Origin of the sequence: Acidovorax sp. NPDC077693, from assembly GCF_044542805.1 — a bacterium.
Lineage (GTDB): Bacteria > Pseudomonadota > Gammaproteobacteria > Burkholderiales > Burkholderiaceae_C > Acidovorax.
The window spans coordinates 157,451-174,886 of sequence record NZ_JBITVD010000012.1; the positions used below are offsets into that span (position 1 = coordinate 157,451).

Below are 17,436 nucleotides of genomic sequence, written 5' to 3' on the forward strand. Positions count from 1 at the left end.
GCCGAGGGGCGTAGGTTCAAGTTGCAAGGCAGCCAGCGCATGTCGCCGGTGGTCGTCTGGGCTTTCGGCCCGCGCTCAGCGGGCCGCAGTGCGCTCGGCTGCCTCGATGGTGTTCACCAGCAGCATGGTAATGGTCATGGGGCCGACCCCGCCAGGAACGGGGGTGATCCAGCCGGCGACTTCCTTGACGCCGTCGAAGTCCACGTCGCCGCAGAGCTTGCCGTCCGCCTTCCGGTTGATGCCGACGTCGATGACGATGGCGCCGGGCTTGACCATGTCGGCGGTCAGCGTGTTGGCCCGGCCTACGGCCGCCACGACGATGTCTGCCTGGCGGGTGTGATACCCCAGGTCCGGCGTGCCGCTGTGGGTGACGGTCACGGTGGCATTGGCCTGCAGCAGGAGCAACGCCATGGGCTTGCCCACGGTGTTGCTGCGGCCGATGACGACCGCGTGCTTGCCCTTGATCGACTGCCCCGTGGATTCGATCAGCTTCATGCTGCCGTAAGGTGTGCAGGGGCGAAACCCGTCCAGGCCCGCCATGAGCTCACCGGCCGACAGCACGGAGTACCCGTCGACGTCCTTGGCCGTTGCGATGGCCTCGATCACTTTGTGGGGGTCGATGTGCTTGGGCAGCGGCATCTGCACCAGGATGCCGTGCACTGCCGGGTCGGCATTGAGTGCAGCGATGCGATCGAGCAGCTTCGCTTCGGCCAGATCGGCGTCGTACTTTTCGAAGACCGAACGCACGCCGCTGTCCTCGCAAGCCTTGATCTTGTTGCGCACGTACACCGCCGAGGCCGGATCTTCGCCGACCAGGATCACCGCCAGGCCCGGCTGGTGGCCGCGTGCGGTGAGGGCGGCTGCGCGCTGCGCCACGTCGGCGCGCAATTGTCGGGAGAGGGCGTTGCCGTCGATGAGCTGTGCTGTCATGTCAAAAATACCGGATCAAAATGGCCGCTACCGCTGGTCTGTAGAGCGCAAGAAGCTATGAAAATGTGAGCAATGCTATTGGTTCAGCTCAGCCCTTGGGTGCGTTCTGTCCGAGGGCGATCTTGAGCAGGTCGGCCACGGTGTTGGCGTTGAGCTTTTCCATGATGTTGGCGCGGTGCGCTTCCACCGTCTTGATGCTGATGCCCAGGTCGTCGGCGATCTGCTTGTTCAGGCGGCCGGCGACGATGCGTTCGAGCACCTGGGCTTCGCGGCTGGTGAGCTTGGAGAGCAGGGCGTCGCGGCTGGCGGCCTGCTGGTAGCCGGCGAAGGCTTCGCGGGCGTGGTCCAGCATGCGCTCGACTAGGCCGACCAGTTCTTCTTCGTTGAAAGGCTTCTGGATGAAATCCAGCGCGCCCTTCTTCATGGTGTTCACCGCCATGGGCACGTCGCCGTGGCCGGTGATGAAGACGATGGGCAGGGGCGACTTGCGCTCGATCAGGCGGTCCTGCAGCTCCAGGCCGGTCATGCCGCCCATGCGGATGTCGACGATCAGGCAGGCCACCTCGCGCGGGTCGTAGCGCGACAAAAAGGTCTCGGCCGAATCAAAGCAGCGCACCCGGTAGTCCTTGCCTTCCAGCAGCCACTGCAGGGAATCGCGAACCGCCTCGTCGTCATCCACCACATAGACGGTGCCTTTTTTCGGAATCAAGCTCATGCAATTGTCCTTGGGTTTTGTACGTTTGCTACAGAATTTGTAGTGGCATCCGCAGGTTTGGCAAGCGGCAGCCAGAAGAAGAACCTGCAGCCAATGACCTCTGTTCCATTGTAGAGGTTCTCCGCCTGCATCCGGCCCTGGTGCGACTCGACGATGCTGCGGCACAGGTTCAGCCCCATGCCCATGCCTTCGGCCTTGGTGGAGAAGAACGCCTCGAACAGCCGCTCCAGCACCTCGGGCGCGAGACCCTTGCCGGTGTCCTGCACCGAGAACTCCACGCCCTGCCGGTCTTCGATGGTCTTGGGCACCACCCGCAGCTCCACGCTGCGGCCAGCCACCGGGCGGTCGGCATGCTGGATGGATTCGGCGCCGTTCTTCATCAGGTTCACCAGCACCTGCTCGATCAGGATGGTGTCCGCCATCACCGGCGGCAGGCGCGCAGCCACGTAGTGCGTCAGGCGCACGTTGTGGCGGCGCAGTTCGATGTCGGCCAGCTCCACGGCCTCGTTCACCATCGAATGCACGTCCGCCAGCGTGCGGTTGGGTTCGCTCTTCTTCACGAAGGCGCGGATGCGCTGGATGATCTGGCCCGCACGCTGCGCCTGGTGCGCCGTTTTCTGCAGCGCGGTCAGCAGGGCTTCTTCGGTCAACTGCCCGCTCTGGATGCGCGAGACCATGCCGCTGCAGTAGTTGTTGATGGCCGTGAGCGGCTGGTTCAGCTCGTGCGCCACGCTCGACGCCATCTCGCCCATGGTGATCAGGCGGCTGACCGACTGGGCGCGCTCGGCCTGGCGCGACGCCTGCTCTTCGGCCTGGCGGCGTGGCGTGATGTCGGTGGCAATCACCATCTGCGCCAGGCGCCCGTCCACCCAGTTCAGGTAGCGCGAGCGCACTTCCAGCCACTTGCCCAGGTCGGGCAAATAGATCTCGGCGTTCTCGGTGCGTGCGCTGGTGAGCGGGTCGGTCGGCAGGCCCATCAGCCCGTCCTCGTCGTCCATGCCCGTGGGGTTGTTGCCGGCCACGGGCACCACGCCGGCCTGCGCCACCAGCTGCAGGTGCCCGCCGGTCTGCGAGCCGAACCACTGGCGGTAGAGCTTGTTGGCGAACAGCAGCTCCTCGCTGCCCAGCGGCGCCACCGACACCGAGGCGTCCAGCGACTCCAGCACGATGGTGAAGCGCTCGTGCGAGGCCGACAGCTGCTCGCGGATGCGGTTGGGCTCGGTGATGTCGGTCATCGACGTCATCCAGCCGGTCTGGTGGCCGCGCGCGTCGATCAGCGGCGAGACGTACAGCCGCGCGTCGAACAGGGTGCCGCTCTTGCGCCGCACCCGCACCTGAAAGCCCCCCACGATGGTCTTGCCCGAGAGCTCGTCGCGCAGCTTGGCGTGCAGCGCTTCGTGGTCGGAATCGGGCCAGTAGGGGAAGGGCGCCTTCAGGCCCACCAGCTCGGCCTCGCTCCAGCCCGTCATCTGGCAGAAAGCGGCGTTCACGTAGGTGATGCGGCCTTCCATGTCCAGCGCACGCATGCCGGTCAGGATGGAGTTCTCCATCGCGCGGCGGAAGTTGGTCTCGGCCACCAGGGCCTGTTGCGCCTGCATGCGCCGGCGCGTGTGGCGCCAGGTGGCGATCAGCATCCACGCGGTCATGGCCGAGAGCGTGCCCACCAGCCAGAACAGCCCGCTGCCCACCACGCCCAGGGACGTGCGGTAGGCCTGTGCCTTCAGCACCAGGCCGTTGCCCACGGGCGAGACGGGCACTTCGTATTCGTTGGCACGCGATGCCCACGGCAGAAACTGCGTGGCGGTATTGCGCGGCCCCAGCGGCGTGCCGGCCAGCACCTGGTTCTTGCCGTCCAGCAGCGTCACGGCATACCGTGCCAGCACCTCGGTGGGGGTGCCGTAGCGCAGCAGGCTGTCGATGGAATATTCGCCCAGCACCACGCCGCTGAACTTGCCCTGGTTGTTCAGGGGCACCTGCAGTTGCAGCAGCGGCGTGGTGTCGCCCGCCGTCACCGCGGGCTGGGCATACACCGGTTGCTGCAGGTCGCGTGCCAGGCCGAAGGTGTCCGCCGTGTCGCCGGGCTTGAGCACTTCGCCCGCGATGCGCAGCTCGCTGCTGGCCAGGGTGGGGGCGGCGTGGCTGGCGCGGATGCGGCGGCGCTCGTCGATCCAGGTGATGGCCTGCAGCTCGGGGTACTGGCTGATCAGGGTCTCGGCGCGGCTCACGAATTCGGAGCGCTCCAGCTCCTGGTTCGACAGGTCGCGCGCAATGCGCATGAGCTGCTCCTGGCGCTCCAGCAGCCGCAGCCGCACGCGCTGCTGGGCGTATTCCACATCACGGCGCAGGGCTTCCTGTTCGCGTTCGGCCTCTTCGGCCCTCAAATACCAGAACGCCGCCACGATGGCCGCCAGAAACATCAGCACCGCAGCCAGCGGCGCCAGGGCGGCAAACCGGTCCTGCCGGGTGGGCGACAGCCCCCGCCACCACTTGCGCCACCAGCGGATCGGGGCGGCCACGGGGGAGGCCGTGGGAGGGGAGGTGGTCGGCAGCGGGTCCATCCTCCGAGTGTAGGTGAGGCGCGTGGCCCTGCTGGCCCCGGTATTTTGTGCGCTTGCAGCATTTTCTTGCAATGTGAAATGCAAAAGCACCATTTGAAATTGGTAAAAAATATGCGAAACTAGAGCCAACGACCTAAATTTGCTGCCACATCTACAGGAGACAAACATGTCAGCTCAGCCCGACCAAGAGGCCGGTTTCGGCATCGGCACGGACGCCGATCAGCAGGAAACCCGTGAATGGATGGACGCCCTGTCCGCCGTCATCGACAAGGAGGGCCCTGAGCGCGCCCATTTCCTGCTCGAGCAACTTCTCGAACACGCCCGCCAGAGCAGCATCGACATGCCGTTCTCCGCCAATACGGGCTACGTCAACACCATCGAAGCCGACCAGGAAGCCCATTGCCCTGGCAATATCGCGATCGAAAAGCGCCTGCGCGCCTACATGCGCTGGAACGCCATGGCCATGGTCGTGCGGGCCAACCGCCTGAATCCTGCCGACGGTGGCGATCTGGGTGGCCACATCGGCTCGTTCGCGTCCGTCGCCAGCATGTTCGGCGCCGGCTTCAACCACTTCTGGCACGCTGCCAGTGAGGACCACGGTGGCGACCTGCTGTACATCCAGGGCCACAGCTCGCCCGGCATCTACGCCCGCGCCTACCTCGAAGGCCGCCTGACCGAAGAGCAGCTCGACAGCTTCCGCCAGGAAGTGGATGGCAAGGGCCTCTCGAGCTACCCGCACCCCAAGCTCATGCCCGAGTTCTGGCAGTTCCCCACGGTGTCGATGGGCCTGGGCCCGCTGATGGCCATCTACCAGGCGCGCTTTCTCAAGTACCTGCACGCCCGCGGCATTGCCGACACGGCCAAGCGCAAGGTCTGGGTCTTCTGCGGCGACGGCGAAATGGACGAGCCCGAATCGCTGGGCGCCATCGGCCTGGCCGCGCGTGAAAACCTGGACAACCTGGTCTTCGTCGTCAACTGCAACCTGCAGCGCCTGGACGGCCCGGTGCGCGGCAACGGCAAGATCGTGCAAGAGCTCGAAAGCGAGTTCCGCGGCAGCGGCTGGAACGTCATCAAGCTCCTGTGGGGCAATGGCTGGGACACCCTGCTGGCGCGCGACAAGACCGGCAAGCTCAAGCAGCTGATGATGGAAACGCTGGACGGCGACTACCAGGCCATGAAGGCCAACGACGGCGCCTTCGTGCGCAAGAACTTCTTCGGCAAGTACCCCGAAACGGCCAAGCTGGTCGAGCACATGAGCGACGAAGAGATCTTCGAGCTGCGCCGCGGTGGCCACGAGCCCGCCAAGGTGTACGCCGCGTTCCACGCCGCCAACGAGCACAAGAACCAGCCCACGGTGCTGCTGGTCAAGACCGTCAAGGGTTATGGGATGGGCAAGGCCGGTGAAGGCAAGAACACCGTGCACCAGACCAAGAAGCTGTCGGACGAAGACATCAAGTACATCCGCGACCGCTTCAACATCCCGATTCCGGACAGCCAACTGGCCGACATCCCCTACTACAAGCCGGCCGACGACACGCCGGAAATGCAGTACCTGCAGGAGCGCCGCAAGGCCCTGGGCGGCTACCTGCCCAAGCGCCTGCCCAAGGCCGAAGAGAGCTTCACCGTGCCCTCGCTCGACACCTTCAAGGCCGTGCTGGAGCCCACCGCCGAAGGCCGTGAAATCTCCACGACCCAGGCGTACGTGCGCTTCTTGACGCAGCTGCTGCGCGACCAGGCCCTGGGCCCGCGCGTCGTGCCCATCCTGGTGGACGAGGCCCGCACCTTCGGCATGGAAGGCCTGTTCCGCCAGATCGGCATCTACAACCCCAAGGGCCAGCTGTACACCCCGGTCGACCGCGACCAAGTGATGTACTACAAGGAAGACAAGGCCGGCCAGATCCTGCAGGAAGGCATCAACGAAGCCGGCGGCATGGCCAGCTGGATCGCCGCTGCCACCAGCTACAGCACGAACAACCGGATCATGATCCCGTTCTACGTGTACTACTCGATGTTCGGCTTCCAGCGCATCGGCGACCTGGCCTGGGCGGCGGGCGACATGCAGGCCCGCGGCTTCCTGCTGGGCGGCACGTCCGGACGCACCACGCTCAATGGCGAAGGCCTGCAGCACGAAGACGGCCACAGCCACATCCTGGCCGGCACCATCCCCAACTGCGTGAGCTACGACCCGACCTTCGCCCACGAAGTCGGCGTGATCATGCACCACGGTCTGAAGCGCATGGTCGAGCGCCAGGAAAACGTCTTCTACTACCTGACGCTGCTCAACGAAAACTACCCCATGCCCGGCCTGCAGCCCGGCACGGAAGAGCAGATCATCAAGGGCATGTACCTGTGCAAGCAGGCGCCCGCCCTGGCGGCAGACGCACCCACCGTGCAACTGCTGGGCAGCGGCACCATCCTGCGCGAATCCTTCTTCGCCCAGGAACTGCTCGAAAAGGAATGGGGCGTGGCCGCCAGCATCTGGAGCTGCCCCAGCTTCAACGAACTGGCCCGCGACGGCCAGGACGTGGAGCGCTGGAACCTGCTGCACCCCACGGAAACCCCACGCACGTCCTTCGTGGCCGAGCAACTGGGCAAGACCACGGGCCCCGTGGTCGCATCCACCGACTACATGAAGAACTATGCGGACCAGATCCGCTCGTTCATCCCGGCTGGGCGCACCTACAAGGTGCTGGGCACCGACGGCTTCGGGCGCAGCGACTTCCGCAGCAAGCTGCGTGAGCACTTCGAGATCAACCGCCACTACATCGTCGTGGCGGCCCTCAAGGCGCTGTCCGAAGAAGGCAAGGTGCCTGCGGCCAAGGTGGCAGAAGCCATCGCCAAGTACAACATCCAGGCCGACAAGGTCAACCCGCTCTACGCATAAATCGAACCGGAGACAACAATGGCATTGGTCAACATTCAAGTCCCGGACATCGGCGACTTCGACGAAGTCGGCGTGATCGAGCTGCTCGTCAAGCCTGGCGATACCGTCAAGGCAGAGCAGTCGCTCATCACGGTGGAATCGGACAAGGCATCGATGGAAATCCCGTCGAGCCACGCGGGCGTGATCAAGGAGATCAAGACCGCCGTCGGCGACAAGGTCAAGCAGGGCTCCGTCATCGTCGTGCTCGAAGCGGCAGACGCTGGCGCTCCTGCGGCCGCTCCGGCTGCAGCACCCGCGTCGGCATCTGCACCCGCACCCGCTGCAGCACCCCAGGCCGCAGCACCGGCTCCCGCTCCTGCAGCGGCGCCGGCCGCTGCATCGGGCCCGGTGGAAGTGCGCGTCCCCGACATCGGTGACTTCAAGGACGTGGCCATCATCGAGATGCTGGTCAAGGTCGGCGACACGGTCAAGGTCGAGCAGTCGCTCTTCACCGTGGAGTCCGACAAGGCCTCCATGGAGATCCCTTCGCCCGCCGCTGGCGTGCTCAAGGAACTCAAGGTCAAGATCGGCGACACCGTGAACATCGGCGACCTGGTCGCGGTGCTGGAAGGTGCAGCCGCGCCTGCGGCATCTGCGCCGGCACCTGCCGCCGCCCCGGTTGCTGCTGCTGCGCCTGCAGCCCAGGCTGCGGCCCCAGCACCGGCTCCGGCCCAGGCCGCTGCGGCAGCACCTGCCCCGGCAGCGGCGGCCGTGCCTGCCCACCAGCCCGGCACGCCCACCCCCGGCCTGCCGCACGCATCGCCCTCCGTGCGCAAGTTCGCCCGCGAACTCGGCGTGCCGCTCGACGAGGTCAAGGGCACCGGGCCCAAGGGCCGCATCAGCCAGGACGACGTGCAGGCTTTCACCAAGCAGGTGATGAGCGGCGCCACCCAGACCAAGGCCCAGGCCGCCAAGGCGCCCGCGGGCGTCAGCGGTGGCTCCGGCGCAGGCCTGGATCTGCTGCCCTGGCCCAAGGTCGACTTCACCAAGTTCGGCACGGTGGAGCGCAAGGACCTGTCGCGCATCAAGAAGATCAGCGGCGCCAACCTGCACCGCAACTGGGTGATGATCCCCCACGTCACCAACAACGACGAGGCCGACATCACCGAACTCGAAGCCTTCCGCGTCTCCACCAACAAGGAGAACGAGAAGAGCGGCGTCAAGGTGACCATGCTCGCCTTCGTGATCAAGGCCGTGGTGTCCGCGCTCAAGAAATTCCCTGAGTTCAACACCAGCCTGGACGGCGACACACTCGTCTACAAGCAGTACTACCACATCGGCTTTGCGGCCGACACGCCCAACGGCCTCGTGGTGCCCGTGCTCAAGGACGCCGACAAGAAGGGCATCATCCAGATCAGCCAGGAGATGGGCGAACTGGCCAAGAAGGCCCGCGACGGCAAGCTCGGCGCTGCCGACATGCAGGGCGGCTGCATGTCGATCAGCTCGCTGGGCGGCATCGGCGGCACGCACTTCACCCCCATCATCAACGCACCTGAGGTGGCCATCCTGGGCCTGTCCAAGGGCCAGACCAAGCCCGTGTGGGACGGCAAGCAGTTCGTGCCGCGCCTGGTGTTGCCACTGTCGCTGTCGTACGACCACCGCGTCATCGACGGTGCATCGGCTGCGCGCTTTAACGCCTATCTGGGCCAGGTGCTGGCGGACTACCGCCGCATCCTGCTGTAACAAGGAGACCCTGGTATGGCAATCATTGATATCAAGGTTCCGGACATCGGCGACTTCGCCGAAGTGGCGATCATCGAAGTGCTGGTCAAGCCCGGCGACACCATCAAGGCCGAGCAGAGCCTGGTCACCGTGGAGTCCGACAAGGCCTCCATGGAGATCCCCTCCAGCCACGCCGGTGTGGTCAAGGAGCTGAAGGTCAAGCTCGGCGAGAAGATCGCCGAAGGCTCGGTGGTGCTCACGCTCGAAACGTCGGATGCGGCCGCTGCACCGGCGCCAGCGCCTGCGGCTGCTCCAGCCGCGGCATCTGCACCCGCAAGTCCTGAGCAAAAAGCTGCTCCAGCGCCCGCCGCGCAAGCGCCAGCCGCTCCTAAAATCGAAGCATCCAGCTTCGGCGGCACGGCCGACCTGGACTGCGACGTTGTCGTGCTCGGTGGCGGCCCCGGCGGCTACAGCGCCGCCTTCCGTGCGGCCGACCTGGGCCTCAAGGTCGTCATCGTCGAGCGCTACGCCACCCTGGGCGGCGTGTGCCTGAACGTGGGCTGCATCCCCTCCAAGGCGCTGCTGCACGTGGCCGCCGTGATCGATGAAGTCAGCCACCTCAAGGCGGCCGGCATCGACTTCGGCGCACCGCAGGTCAACATCGACACGCTGCGCGGCCACAAGGACAAGGTCATCGGCAAGCTGACCGGCGGCCTGGCCGCCATGGCCAAGATGCGCAAGGTGACCACCGTGCGCGGCTACGGCAGCTTCGTCGGCGCCAACCACCTCGAGGTGGAAGAGACCAGCGGCACCGCGCAGGAGAAGACGGGCACCAAGAAGGTCATCGCCTTCAAGAAGGCCATCATCGCCGCCGGCAGCCAGGCCGTGCGCCTGCCCTTCATGCCCGACGATCCACGCGTGGTCGACTCCACCGGCGCCCTGGCGCTCAAGGAAGTCCCCAAGCGCATGCTCATCCTGGGCGGCGGCATCATCGGCCTCGAAATGGGCACCGTGTACAGCACGCTGGGCGCACGCCTGGACGTGGTCGAGATGATGGACGGCCTGATGCAGGGCGCCGACCGCGACCTCGTCAAGATCTGGCAGAAGATGAACGCGCCGCGCTTCGACAACATCATGCTCAAGACCAAGACGGTGGGGGCCAAGGCCACGCCTGAAGGCATCGAGGTGACGTTCGCCGCAGCGGAAGAGGGCGGCACCGCGCCCGCGCCGCAGACCTACGACCTGGTCCTGCAGGCCGTGGGCCGCACGCCCAACGGCAAGAAGATCGCCGCCGACAAGGCCGGCGTGGCCGTGACGGACCGGGGCTTCATCAACGTCGACATCCAGATGCGCACCAACGTGCCGCACATCTTCGCCATCGGCGACATCGTGGGCCAGCCCATGCTGGCGCACAAGGCGGTGCATGAAGCGCACGTGGCAGCCGAAGTCATCGCAGGTGAACTGCAAGGCAACAAGGAACTGGCCAGCGCCGCCTTCAACGCCCGCGTGATCCCGAGCGTGGCCTACACCGACCCCGAAGTGGCATGGGTGGGCCTGACCGAAGACCAGGCCAAGGCGCAAGGCATCAAGGTCAAGAAGGGCCTGTTCCCGTGGAATGCTTCCGGCCGCGCCATCGCCAACGGCCGCGATGAGGGTGTGACCAAGCTGCTGTTCGACGACTCGCCAGAGGCCCACGGCCACGGCAAGATCCTGGGCGGCGGCATCGTGGGCACCCACGCTGGCGACATGATCGGCGAGATCGCTTTGGCCATCGAGATGGGCGCGGACGCAGTCGACATCGGCAAGACCATCCATCCGCACCCGACGCTGGGCGAAAGCATCGGTATGGCGGCGGAGATCGCGCACGGCAGCTGCACGGACGTGCCGCCGCAGAAGAAGTAATCGCATCAGCCATTGCGCAAAAAAGCCCAAGCAGTTCGCTGCCTGGGCTTTTTTTCGTCTGCCCAAGGGGTTGCTGGGCCGTTGTCAGCCTGATCAGGACCGGAGCCCGATGCAAACCGCCCCTGTCACTTGTGCGGAATCGCAATAGGGCGTTTGCGCGGTGGTTTGGTCACCGGCTTGTTCTCTCCGAAGGCCACCTTCTCGCTGCGCTCCGAGTTCATCAGTGCGATGAAGAAGGGCTTGAGCGGCACAAAATCGAAGTTCTTTTCCACCACCAGGTACCGTGACAAAGGGCCGATATCCGCAAAGCCCGACGCTCCCGATTGCACCTGCCGAAACCGGCGGTTGACCCCCTGTGCCAGGCCCCGGCGCTCGCGCAATGAAAGGTCCGCCAGCGGCTGCACGAAGGCGCTGCGCGCGCTGAAGCGCACCCAGGTCTGGCCGCCGGGGGGAATCGCTGTGGAGTTGACGCTGACGGTTTCTGCCGCCGTGCCAAGAGGGCTGGCCGGGGAGGGCGGGCCCATCACGGTCAGACGCAGCTCCAGTTGCAGCGATTGTTCGGTGCCCTGGTTCTTGACCAGAACGTCAAGCTGACGCTTGCTGCCCGGCACCGCCTTGAAGTCGATGAACTTCAGGTTGGAAAACGGGCTAGGGTCGCCTTCTTTCCACTTCGGCGCCAACGGGGGCACTTGCGCCTTTTCCCACAACACCACGTTGTCGTTCTCGTTCGACTCGATCACGTCGCCATAACCGTCGGCGGTGATCCGGAAACCGTGCTTCGACCCGAACTGATCCTTGGTGATGTTCTTGGGCAGCTGCATCGAGAAGCCGATCATGCAGTCCCCGCTGCCCGGATACCCGCCCAGCTTGTCGATGTCGTGGCCCACCGCGTACATGGGGCCATCCGCTTGCGTCGGCCCGGCAAATACCTCGAACCGCACATAGAACAGCCCGGTTTCCCCCGTCGGACTCTTGGGGTCGAGGAAGGCGTCCGGTGGGCTCAGGTCGGTGCGGTAGTTGGCATTGATCACGGTCACGTGGGCAAACCACGGCTGTGCGGGGTCGTAACAGGGCATGTCAGGCGTCGCCTGCTCGATTCCATCAAAACGGACATGCAAATTGGGTAGTGCCATGGTGCTTCGTACCGGTTGTTGTGGATGAACAAAAGCGGTGGATGCCTTGCAAAGGCCTCAGGCAAGCGCGCGCCGGCAAAGTATGTCACTGAACCTCGAAAATGGTCTCGCAATTTGTGCCGGTGTCTGTCGCGGCGCACGCCAGCCTTCCATCGCCGCGAAGCCCTTGTGGCGTGTGCCTGGCCCCGACATGCGGCCCCGACACAGGGACGCGCCAGAGTGCCGCGCCAAAAGTGGTGGAAAATACCGGGTTTGCTGCCGCATGCCTTTCGGGCAGCGCTGCGGCCCGGTTTTTTTACTTGTTTGCTCCCTTGAGCCTGTCCATGCAAGACGTTCAAAACTCCAAGATCTCTGTCGAAAAGATCGGCGGCACTTCCATGACCGCCTTTGGCGATGTGCTGCGCCACATCGTGCTGCACGATCCCAAGCGCATCAACGGCCGGATCTACGTGGTCTCCGCGTACTCGGGCGTGACCAACCAGCTGCTGGAGCACAAGAAGACGGGCGAGCGCGGCATCTATGCGCTGTTTGCCGAAGGCAAGGGCTACCAGGATGCCTTGACCCAGCTGGCCGTCAGCCTGAAAAAGCTCAACGCAGGTTATGCCGACATCGGCCTGCCGCTCGATGTGGCGGATGCCTTCATCGACCAGCGCATCGGCCAGGCACGCGAGTACCTGGGCGCCATGCAGCACGTGCTGGCCAGCGGTTACCTGAGCCGCCACGACGTCCTGCTGGCTGCGCGCGAGGTGCTGGCCTCCATCGGCGAGTCGCACAGCGCCTTCAACTCGGTCGAGATCCTCAAGGCCAACGGCGTGAATGCCATCCTGATGGATCTGGCCGGCTTTGAAGACAACGAAGCCTGGACCATCGACGAGCGCATCGCGCAAAGCTTCAAGGGCCTCAACCTGAGCGACAAGGTGGTCGTGGCCACCGGCTACACCAAGGGCACCGAAGGCATCATGCGCGAGTTCGACCGCGGCTATTCCGAGGTCACGTTCAGCAAGATCGCGGTGGAAGTGCGCCCGGCCGAGGCGGTGATCCACAAGGAATTCCACCTCTCGTCTGCCGACCCCAACCTGGTCGGCCTGGAAAACGCCATCGTGGTCGGCGCCACCAACTACGACGTGGCCGACCAACTGGCCGACGTGGGCATGGAGGCCATCCACCCCAAGGCCGCCAAGCCCATGGAGCTGGCCGGCATTCCGATCCGCCTGAAGAACACCTTCGAGCCCGACCACCCCGGCACGCTGATCACCAAGGACTTCGTGGGCGAGCGCGCCCGCGTGGAGATCGTCACCGGCACCGACAAGGTCACGCTGATCGAGATCCACGACCCCAGCATGGTGGGCACGGTGGGCTTCGATGCCGGCCTGATGAACGTGTTCTGCAAGCACGGCGTGAGCTACATCCTGAAGGCAACCAACGCCAACTCGATCGCCCACCTGGTGTGGGACAACCAGCTCACGCCCGCCATGGTGGCCGAGCTGCAGCGGGACTACCAGATCGTGACGATCAAGCCCAGCGCCATCGTGTGCGCCATCGGCTCCAACATCAGCATTCCCGGCGTGCTGGCCAAGGCGGCGCAGGCGCTGGCCGATGCAGAGGTCAACGTCAACTGCGTGTCGCAGACGCTGCGCCAGGTGAACATGCAGTTCGTGATCGAACGCGAAGACTACAAGACGGCGGTCAAGGCGCTGAACCTGGCGCTGTGCGTGAACTCCGGCGCGCCGGTGCCGCGCGTGTGACAACGTGGCGGCAGGGGTATCGCCTGCCGTGATGTCGGTGCATAAAAGCAGATGCAGAGAGCCGATGCAGGAAGCCTGCGATGGATGACCGAGAGCCCGCCTTGCGCGGGCTTTTTGTCGTCTGGGTGGACGTGAACGGGTGTGGGCAAATTTGAGGGTGTCCGCCCCACGGGTTTGCGTTCAGTCTCGTGGTACGCCAAGCCGATCCCAGGCGGTTTGGGCTGGGCCCTGCGATGTGCTCAGTGGAGGTGGTTCGACGAGTTGTGCCGCGCTTCGACAGGCTCAGCGTGAACGGTTTGCTGGTCTGGAGAGTACGTGGGCGTTGCTGGCGTTAGCCATGGCCGAGCAGCCTTTCGAACAGATCCGCTCCCCCCATCTGCCCGCCCTTGAGCATCAACTCCAGCCCGTGGCGTGACGGGTCTGCGCTGTGCGCGCTGCTCAGCGTGACGCCCGGGCAGACCGTGGTCTTGTACGACAGCCCCCACAACTGCAGCGCCTGCACTGCGTGGCTGGACGTGTCACCGCCAGCAATGCCGATGCGGCGCAGGGGCGCGCCGTGTTCTGCGCGGGCTTGCACCACGCGGGCGATCAGATGGGCGCTGGCCTGGGCGATGTCGGTGGACGACGCCGCAGCGGCCAGCGGCGCGCCGTCCGTGGGGCCGGTGAAGGCCAGCACGTTCTGTCCGCTCTGCAGCCCGGCGCAGATAGCGTCCTGCAGGCCCTGCGCGTAGGCCGTGTCGCCGCACAGCCGCTGGGCGTCCACGGCGATGCGGTGGTACGTGGTGGCGGCCTGCACCTGCACCGCGGTCAGGGGGGACAAGCTGCCCGCCCAGGCCAACACCGGCCCGTCGGCGGGCGCCAGCGGTGCAGCGGCCGTGGACGCCGGCTTGCCCCAGTGGGCGACCAGCGCCTGGGCCACGGCGCTGGAGCCCACGGCCAGCAACCGGGCGTGTTGCGACTGCTGCCACAGCAGGCGGCCCACGGTGGCCAACTGGCCAGGCGTGGTCAGGTCCAGCAAGGTGGGCGCCATGGCGTGGGACGCTGCGCCATGTGCCAGCAGGGCCTGCAGGGCGGCGTTCAGGCCGTCGGTAGTGGAAGTGGCGGTGGTTTCGTTGTCGTTGTCGTTGTCGTTGGTGGTGTCGTACAGCGGATAGTGCAGGGCGGTGATGCCATCCAGCCCCTGGCGCGCCAGATGGAGCCGGAGGTCGGCCTCGCCCATGGGCGTGACCGGATGCTGGCGCATGGTGGGGTGCCGGTCTATGCGGTGCACGGCGCCGCCGGTGCCCGCCGCAGCGAACAGGTTGCTGAACGCGCAGTAGCGCCCCAGGCTGGGTTGCCCGCCCACGATGGGCACCCAGCGGTTGGTCACGAACGGGTGCAGGGTCTGAATGCCGCAAGCGATGTTGCCGACATGCGGGGCGCTGTCGAAGGTGGAGCACACCTTGTAGTGCAGCACCGGCGGTGCCAGCTTGTCGAAGAAGCGGCCGACAGCCGACATTTCGGCCCGCATCGCCTCTGGCGGCATGGCGCGCGCGGCGCCCGCGATGCCCACCGCATCGAGCGGCCCGGCAGCGGCCAGGGCCTCTGCAGTGGGCACGCCCATGAACAACATCGAGCGCAGGCCGGCCTGGGCCAGCACGGCCAGGGTGTCGGTGGCGCCGGTGAAATCGTCTCCGTACCAGCCGTACAGGGGGGCACTCGTCGTCATTGCTTATTTCTTGCCGAAGAATTCGATCGCACGGCGCAGCTCGGAGGCCTGGGTGGCGCGCTGTGCCAGGGTCTCGCCCTTTTGCACTGCGTCCCAGGCCTGCTGCAGGCTGGCCACGCCCGCAGCGGGGCCGTCCGGGTGGGCCAGAATGCCGCCGCCGGACATGAACAGCAGGTCGTTGGACTGGATGCTGTCCCACGTGGCGGGCACGGTGCCGGCCCACTGGCCGTTGGAGAACGCGGGCAGCACGCGGTCGTCCAGGCCTTCGCACAGCGGTGCCAGCGTGTCGTGGGCCGACTCGATGACTTCTTCGTCGGTCTGCGAGAACTTGCCCTGCAGGCCGTGCACATGCATGTGGTCCACGCCCGCCAGGCGCCACAGCGTCTGCCAAGCGTTGAATGAAAAGCCCAGCAGCGGGTGGCGCGACAGCGCGCCGTAGCCATTGCGGTGGCCGTGCAGCGCCAGCGGGCTGTGGCGGCGCAGGGTTTGCACGGCCGAGTAGCCACACCAGTTCAGGCTCACCATCACACAGCTGCCACCCTCGGCCGCAATCAGGTCGGCGTGGCGGCGCATGGCGTCGGTCTCGTCGGTGATGTTGAAGGCCACCATCACCAGCTTGCCGGTCTTGTCCTGGTGGGCGCGAACCCGGCGCATCACAGCCTTGACGCGGTCGGCCAGCGGCGCGTGAACCGGGTTGGCGCAGACCTCGTCGTCCTTGATGAAGTCCACCCCCGCAGCGCACAGACGGCCGGCCAGGTCGCCGGTTTCTTCGGCCGACAAGCCCACGTTGGGTTTGATGATGGTGCCGATCAGCGGTCGGCCCTGCACACCGGTCAGCGCGCGGGTGCCGGCGATGCCGTGGCGGGGCATGTCGAACTGGGCGCGGTAGGCGCGGGGCAGCTTCATCGACTCCAGGCGCAGCCCGGTGACCTCGCCCAGGTCGTACAGATTGCCCGACACCGTGGCGGCCAGCGTCGGCAGGTTGGGGCCGATGTTGTCGCACGGAAAGCTCACCCGCAGCCGGGCCCGCTGCCAGGTCTGCGGCGTGTCGAACATGCCACGCCGCTGCATCCAGCCGTTGGGCAGCGAAGGGGCGGGCGCCACGTCCAGCAGCTCGACCGACTCGACCGTGGCGCGCGCACGTTCGCGCAGCGCGTCGGTCTCGCCCTCCACCCGGGTGAAGGTGCCGCACGACTGCTCGCCCGCCAGCACTTCGGCCACGTGCGCGGGGTCTAGCGGGGTCTCGATCAGGTAGGTGGCTTCAAAGCGGTCTGGGGACATAAGTCGGTTTACTACTGTTTTGATAGCTGCTAGCGCTTACAGATCAAGCGGTAGAGGCCTATTTGGCTTGAAAATCGCACACACTCAACGCGTTACTCCCGGTCGCAGTGAGCCTGACGGAGGGCTTGCCGTGCGCGCAGAAGCATCGACAAGCTCAGCCTGAACGGTGAGGCGGACTTGGCTCATGCGCACAGGCTTCGACAGGCTCAGCCCGAACGGTTGGGGTAGAGATGGATGGCCCTTAAAAATCAAATCTTCGACAGATCAGGAAAAGGCCGCACCGGGTCCGTCACGCCATCCCATGTTTCCGACTCCGCACGGATCAGGTCGAACATGCGCCCCTTGGGGCCGGCCACCTCTGACAGCTCGATCACGGTGCCCGGGTGGTACTCGGTGTCGAAGTAGACGAAGCGGCCTTTTTCGCCCACCTCGCCACTCATCACCGTCTTGAAGCCCTGGGCCGTCAGGCGCGCCAGGTCGGCGTCGTAGTCGCTGGTCCAGTACGCCACGTGCTGCAGCCCGGTGCGCCCGGCCCGCAGAAAGTCGCGGTACATCGACGGCACGTCGTTGCGCGTCTGGATCAGCTCGACCTGCACGTAGCCCGAGTTGGCCAGCGCCACCGAGTTGTGCGGCTCGTACGACTCGCCCTGGTACACGTAGTTCTTGATCGGAACCTTGGGGTTGTAGAACCAGGGGCCCACGCCCAGGGTCTTGCTCCAGTAGTCCATGGCGGCTTCGATGTCGTGGACCACATAGCCAAGTTGGCGGATGGCGCCGAAATGACGACTCATAAAATTTCCTTTGGTGGTAACGGTCGGATCGGGTCGAGCCAGGTCGGGGCAGGGCGCTGCCGGGCGGGGTGGCTTTACCCACCGCCCA

At 65.7% G+C, this 17,436-nt stretch carries 11 protein-coding genes; 4 read left to right on the top strand and 7 right to left on the bottom strand.

What is annotated here, in order from left to right; all coding sequences use genetic code 11:
• Positions 1-75 precede the first annotated feature (75 nt).
• The 3 genes from folD to ACIGHN_RS18240 all read right to left on the bottom strand — a co-directional run bounded on the left by folD (position 76) and on the right by ACIGHN_RS18240 (position 4,203).
• Complete coding sequence (folD, locus tag ACIGHN_RS18230; protein ID WP_396505450.1) at positions 76-930, bottom strand: bifunctional methylenetetrahydrofolate dehydrogenase/methenyltetrahydrofolate cyclohydrolase FolD; 855 nt, start codon at positions 928-930, stop codon at positions 76-78.
• An 88-nt stretch (positions 931-1,018) separates the two neighbouring features.
• Positions 1,019-1,645 (bottom strand): response regulator transcription factor, encoded by a 627-nt coding sequence (locus ACIGHN_RS18235; protein WP_056168907.1) that lies wholly within the window; start codon positions 1,643-1,645, stop codon positions 1,019-1,021.
• On the bottom strand, positions 1,642-4,203 hold the full coding sequence (locus ACIGHN_RS18240; RefSeq protein ID WP_056421381.1) for a PAS domain S-box protein: 2,562 nt from the start codon (positions 4,201-4,203) through the stop codon (positions 1,642-1,644). Before ACIGHN_RS18240 ends, ACIGHN_RS18235 begins: the two co-directional genes overlap by 4 nt.
• Before the next feature lie 166 nt (positions 4,204-4,369).
• Between ACIGHN_RS18240 and aceE the strand changes: the two genes are divergently transcribed.
• Genes aceE through lpdA form a run of 3 tightly spaced genes read left to right on the top strand, consistent with a single transcriptional unit; the run spans position 4,370 to position 10,690 of the window.
• The gene (aceE, locus tag ACIGHN_RS18245; RefSeq protein WP_056421380.1) at positions 4,370-7,087 is read left to right on the top strand and encodes a pyruvate dehydrogenase (acetyl-transferring), homodimeric type; all 2,718 of its coding nucleotides are present in this window, start codon (positions 4,370-4,372) and stop codon (positions 7,085-7,087) included.
• Positions 7,088-7,105: 18 nt separating this feature from the next.
• The gene (gene aceF / locus ACIGHN_RS18250; protein WP_396505451.1) at positions 7,106-8,809 is read left to right on the top strand and encodes a dihydrolipoyllysine-residue acetyltransferase; all 1,704 of its coding nucleotides are present in this window, start codon (positions 7,106-7,108) and stop codon (positions 8,807-8,809) included.
• Between the two features lie 15 nt (positions 8,810-8,824).
• Positions 8,825-10,690 carry a dihydrolipoyl dehydrogenase gene (lpdA, locus tag ACIGHN_RS18255; protein WP_396505452.1) on the top strand — a complete coding sequence of 622 codons (1,866 nt, stop codon included), beginning with the start codon at positions 8,825-8,827 and terminating at the stop codon, positions 10,688-10,690.
• A gap of 125 nt (positions 10,691-10,815) precedes the next feature.
• Here the strand turns inward: lpdA and ACIGHN_RS18260 are convergent, their stop codons facing one another.
• The gene (locus ACIGHN_RS18260; protein WP_396505453.1) at positions 10,816-11,823 is read right to left on the bottom strand and encodes a hypothetical protein; all 1,008 of its coding nucleotides are present in this window, start codon (positions 11,821-11,823) and stop codon (positions 10,816-10,818) included.
• A 323-nt stretch (positions 11,824-12,146) separates the two neighbouring features.
• On the opposite strand from ACIGHN_RS18260, the gene ACIGHN_RS18265 reads away from it, so the two are divergent.
• Positions 12,147-13,568: an aspartate kinase gene (locus tag ACIGHN_RS18265; RefSeq protein ID WP_056421489.1), complete on the top strand. Its 1,422-nt coding sequence runs from the start codon at positions 12,147-12,149 to the stop codon at positions 13,566-13,568.
• 331 nt (positions 13,569-13,899) lie between these two features.
• Here ACIGHN_RS18265 and ACIGHN_RS18270 read toward each other — a convergent pair whose 3' ends face one another.
• The 3 genes from ACIGHN_RS18270 to ACIGHN_RS18280 all read right to left on the bottom strand — a co-directional run bounded on the left by ACIGHN_RS18270 (position 13,900) and on the right by ACIGHN_RS18280 (position 17,348).
• On the bottom strand, positions 13,900-15,276 hold the full coding sequence (locus ACIGHN_RS18270; protein ID WP_396505454.1) for a four-carbon acid sugar kinase family protein: 1,377 nt from the start codon (positions 15,274-15,276) through the stop codon (positions 13,900-13,902).
• A 3-nt stretch (positions 15,277-15,279) separates the two neighbouring features.
• Positions 15,280-16,557, bottom strand: a complete 1,278-nt coding sequence (locus ACIGHN_RS18275; RefSeq protein ID WP_396505455.1) for a ribulose-bisphosphate carboxylase large subunit family protein — start codon at positions 16,555-16,557, stop codon at positions 15,280-15,282.
• Positions 16,558-16,805: 248 nt separating this feature from the next.
• Entirely contained in the window at positions 16,806-17,348 is a 543-nt protein-coding gene (locus tag ACIGHN_RS18280; protein ID WP_396505456.1) for a VOC family protein, read from the bottom strand.
• Between the last annotated feature and the right edge of the window lie 88 nt (positions 17,349-17,436).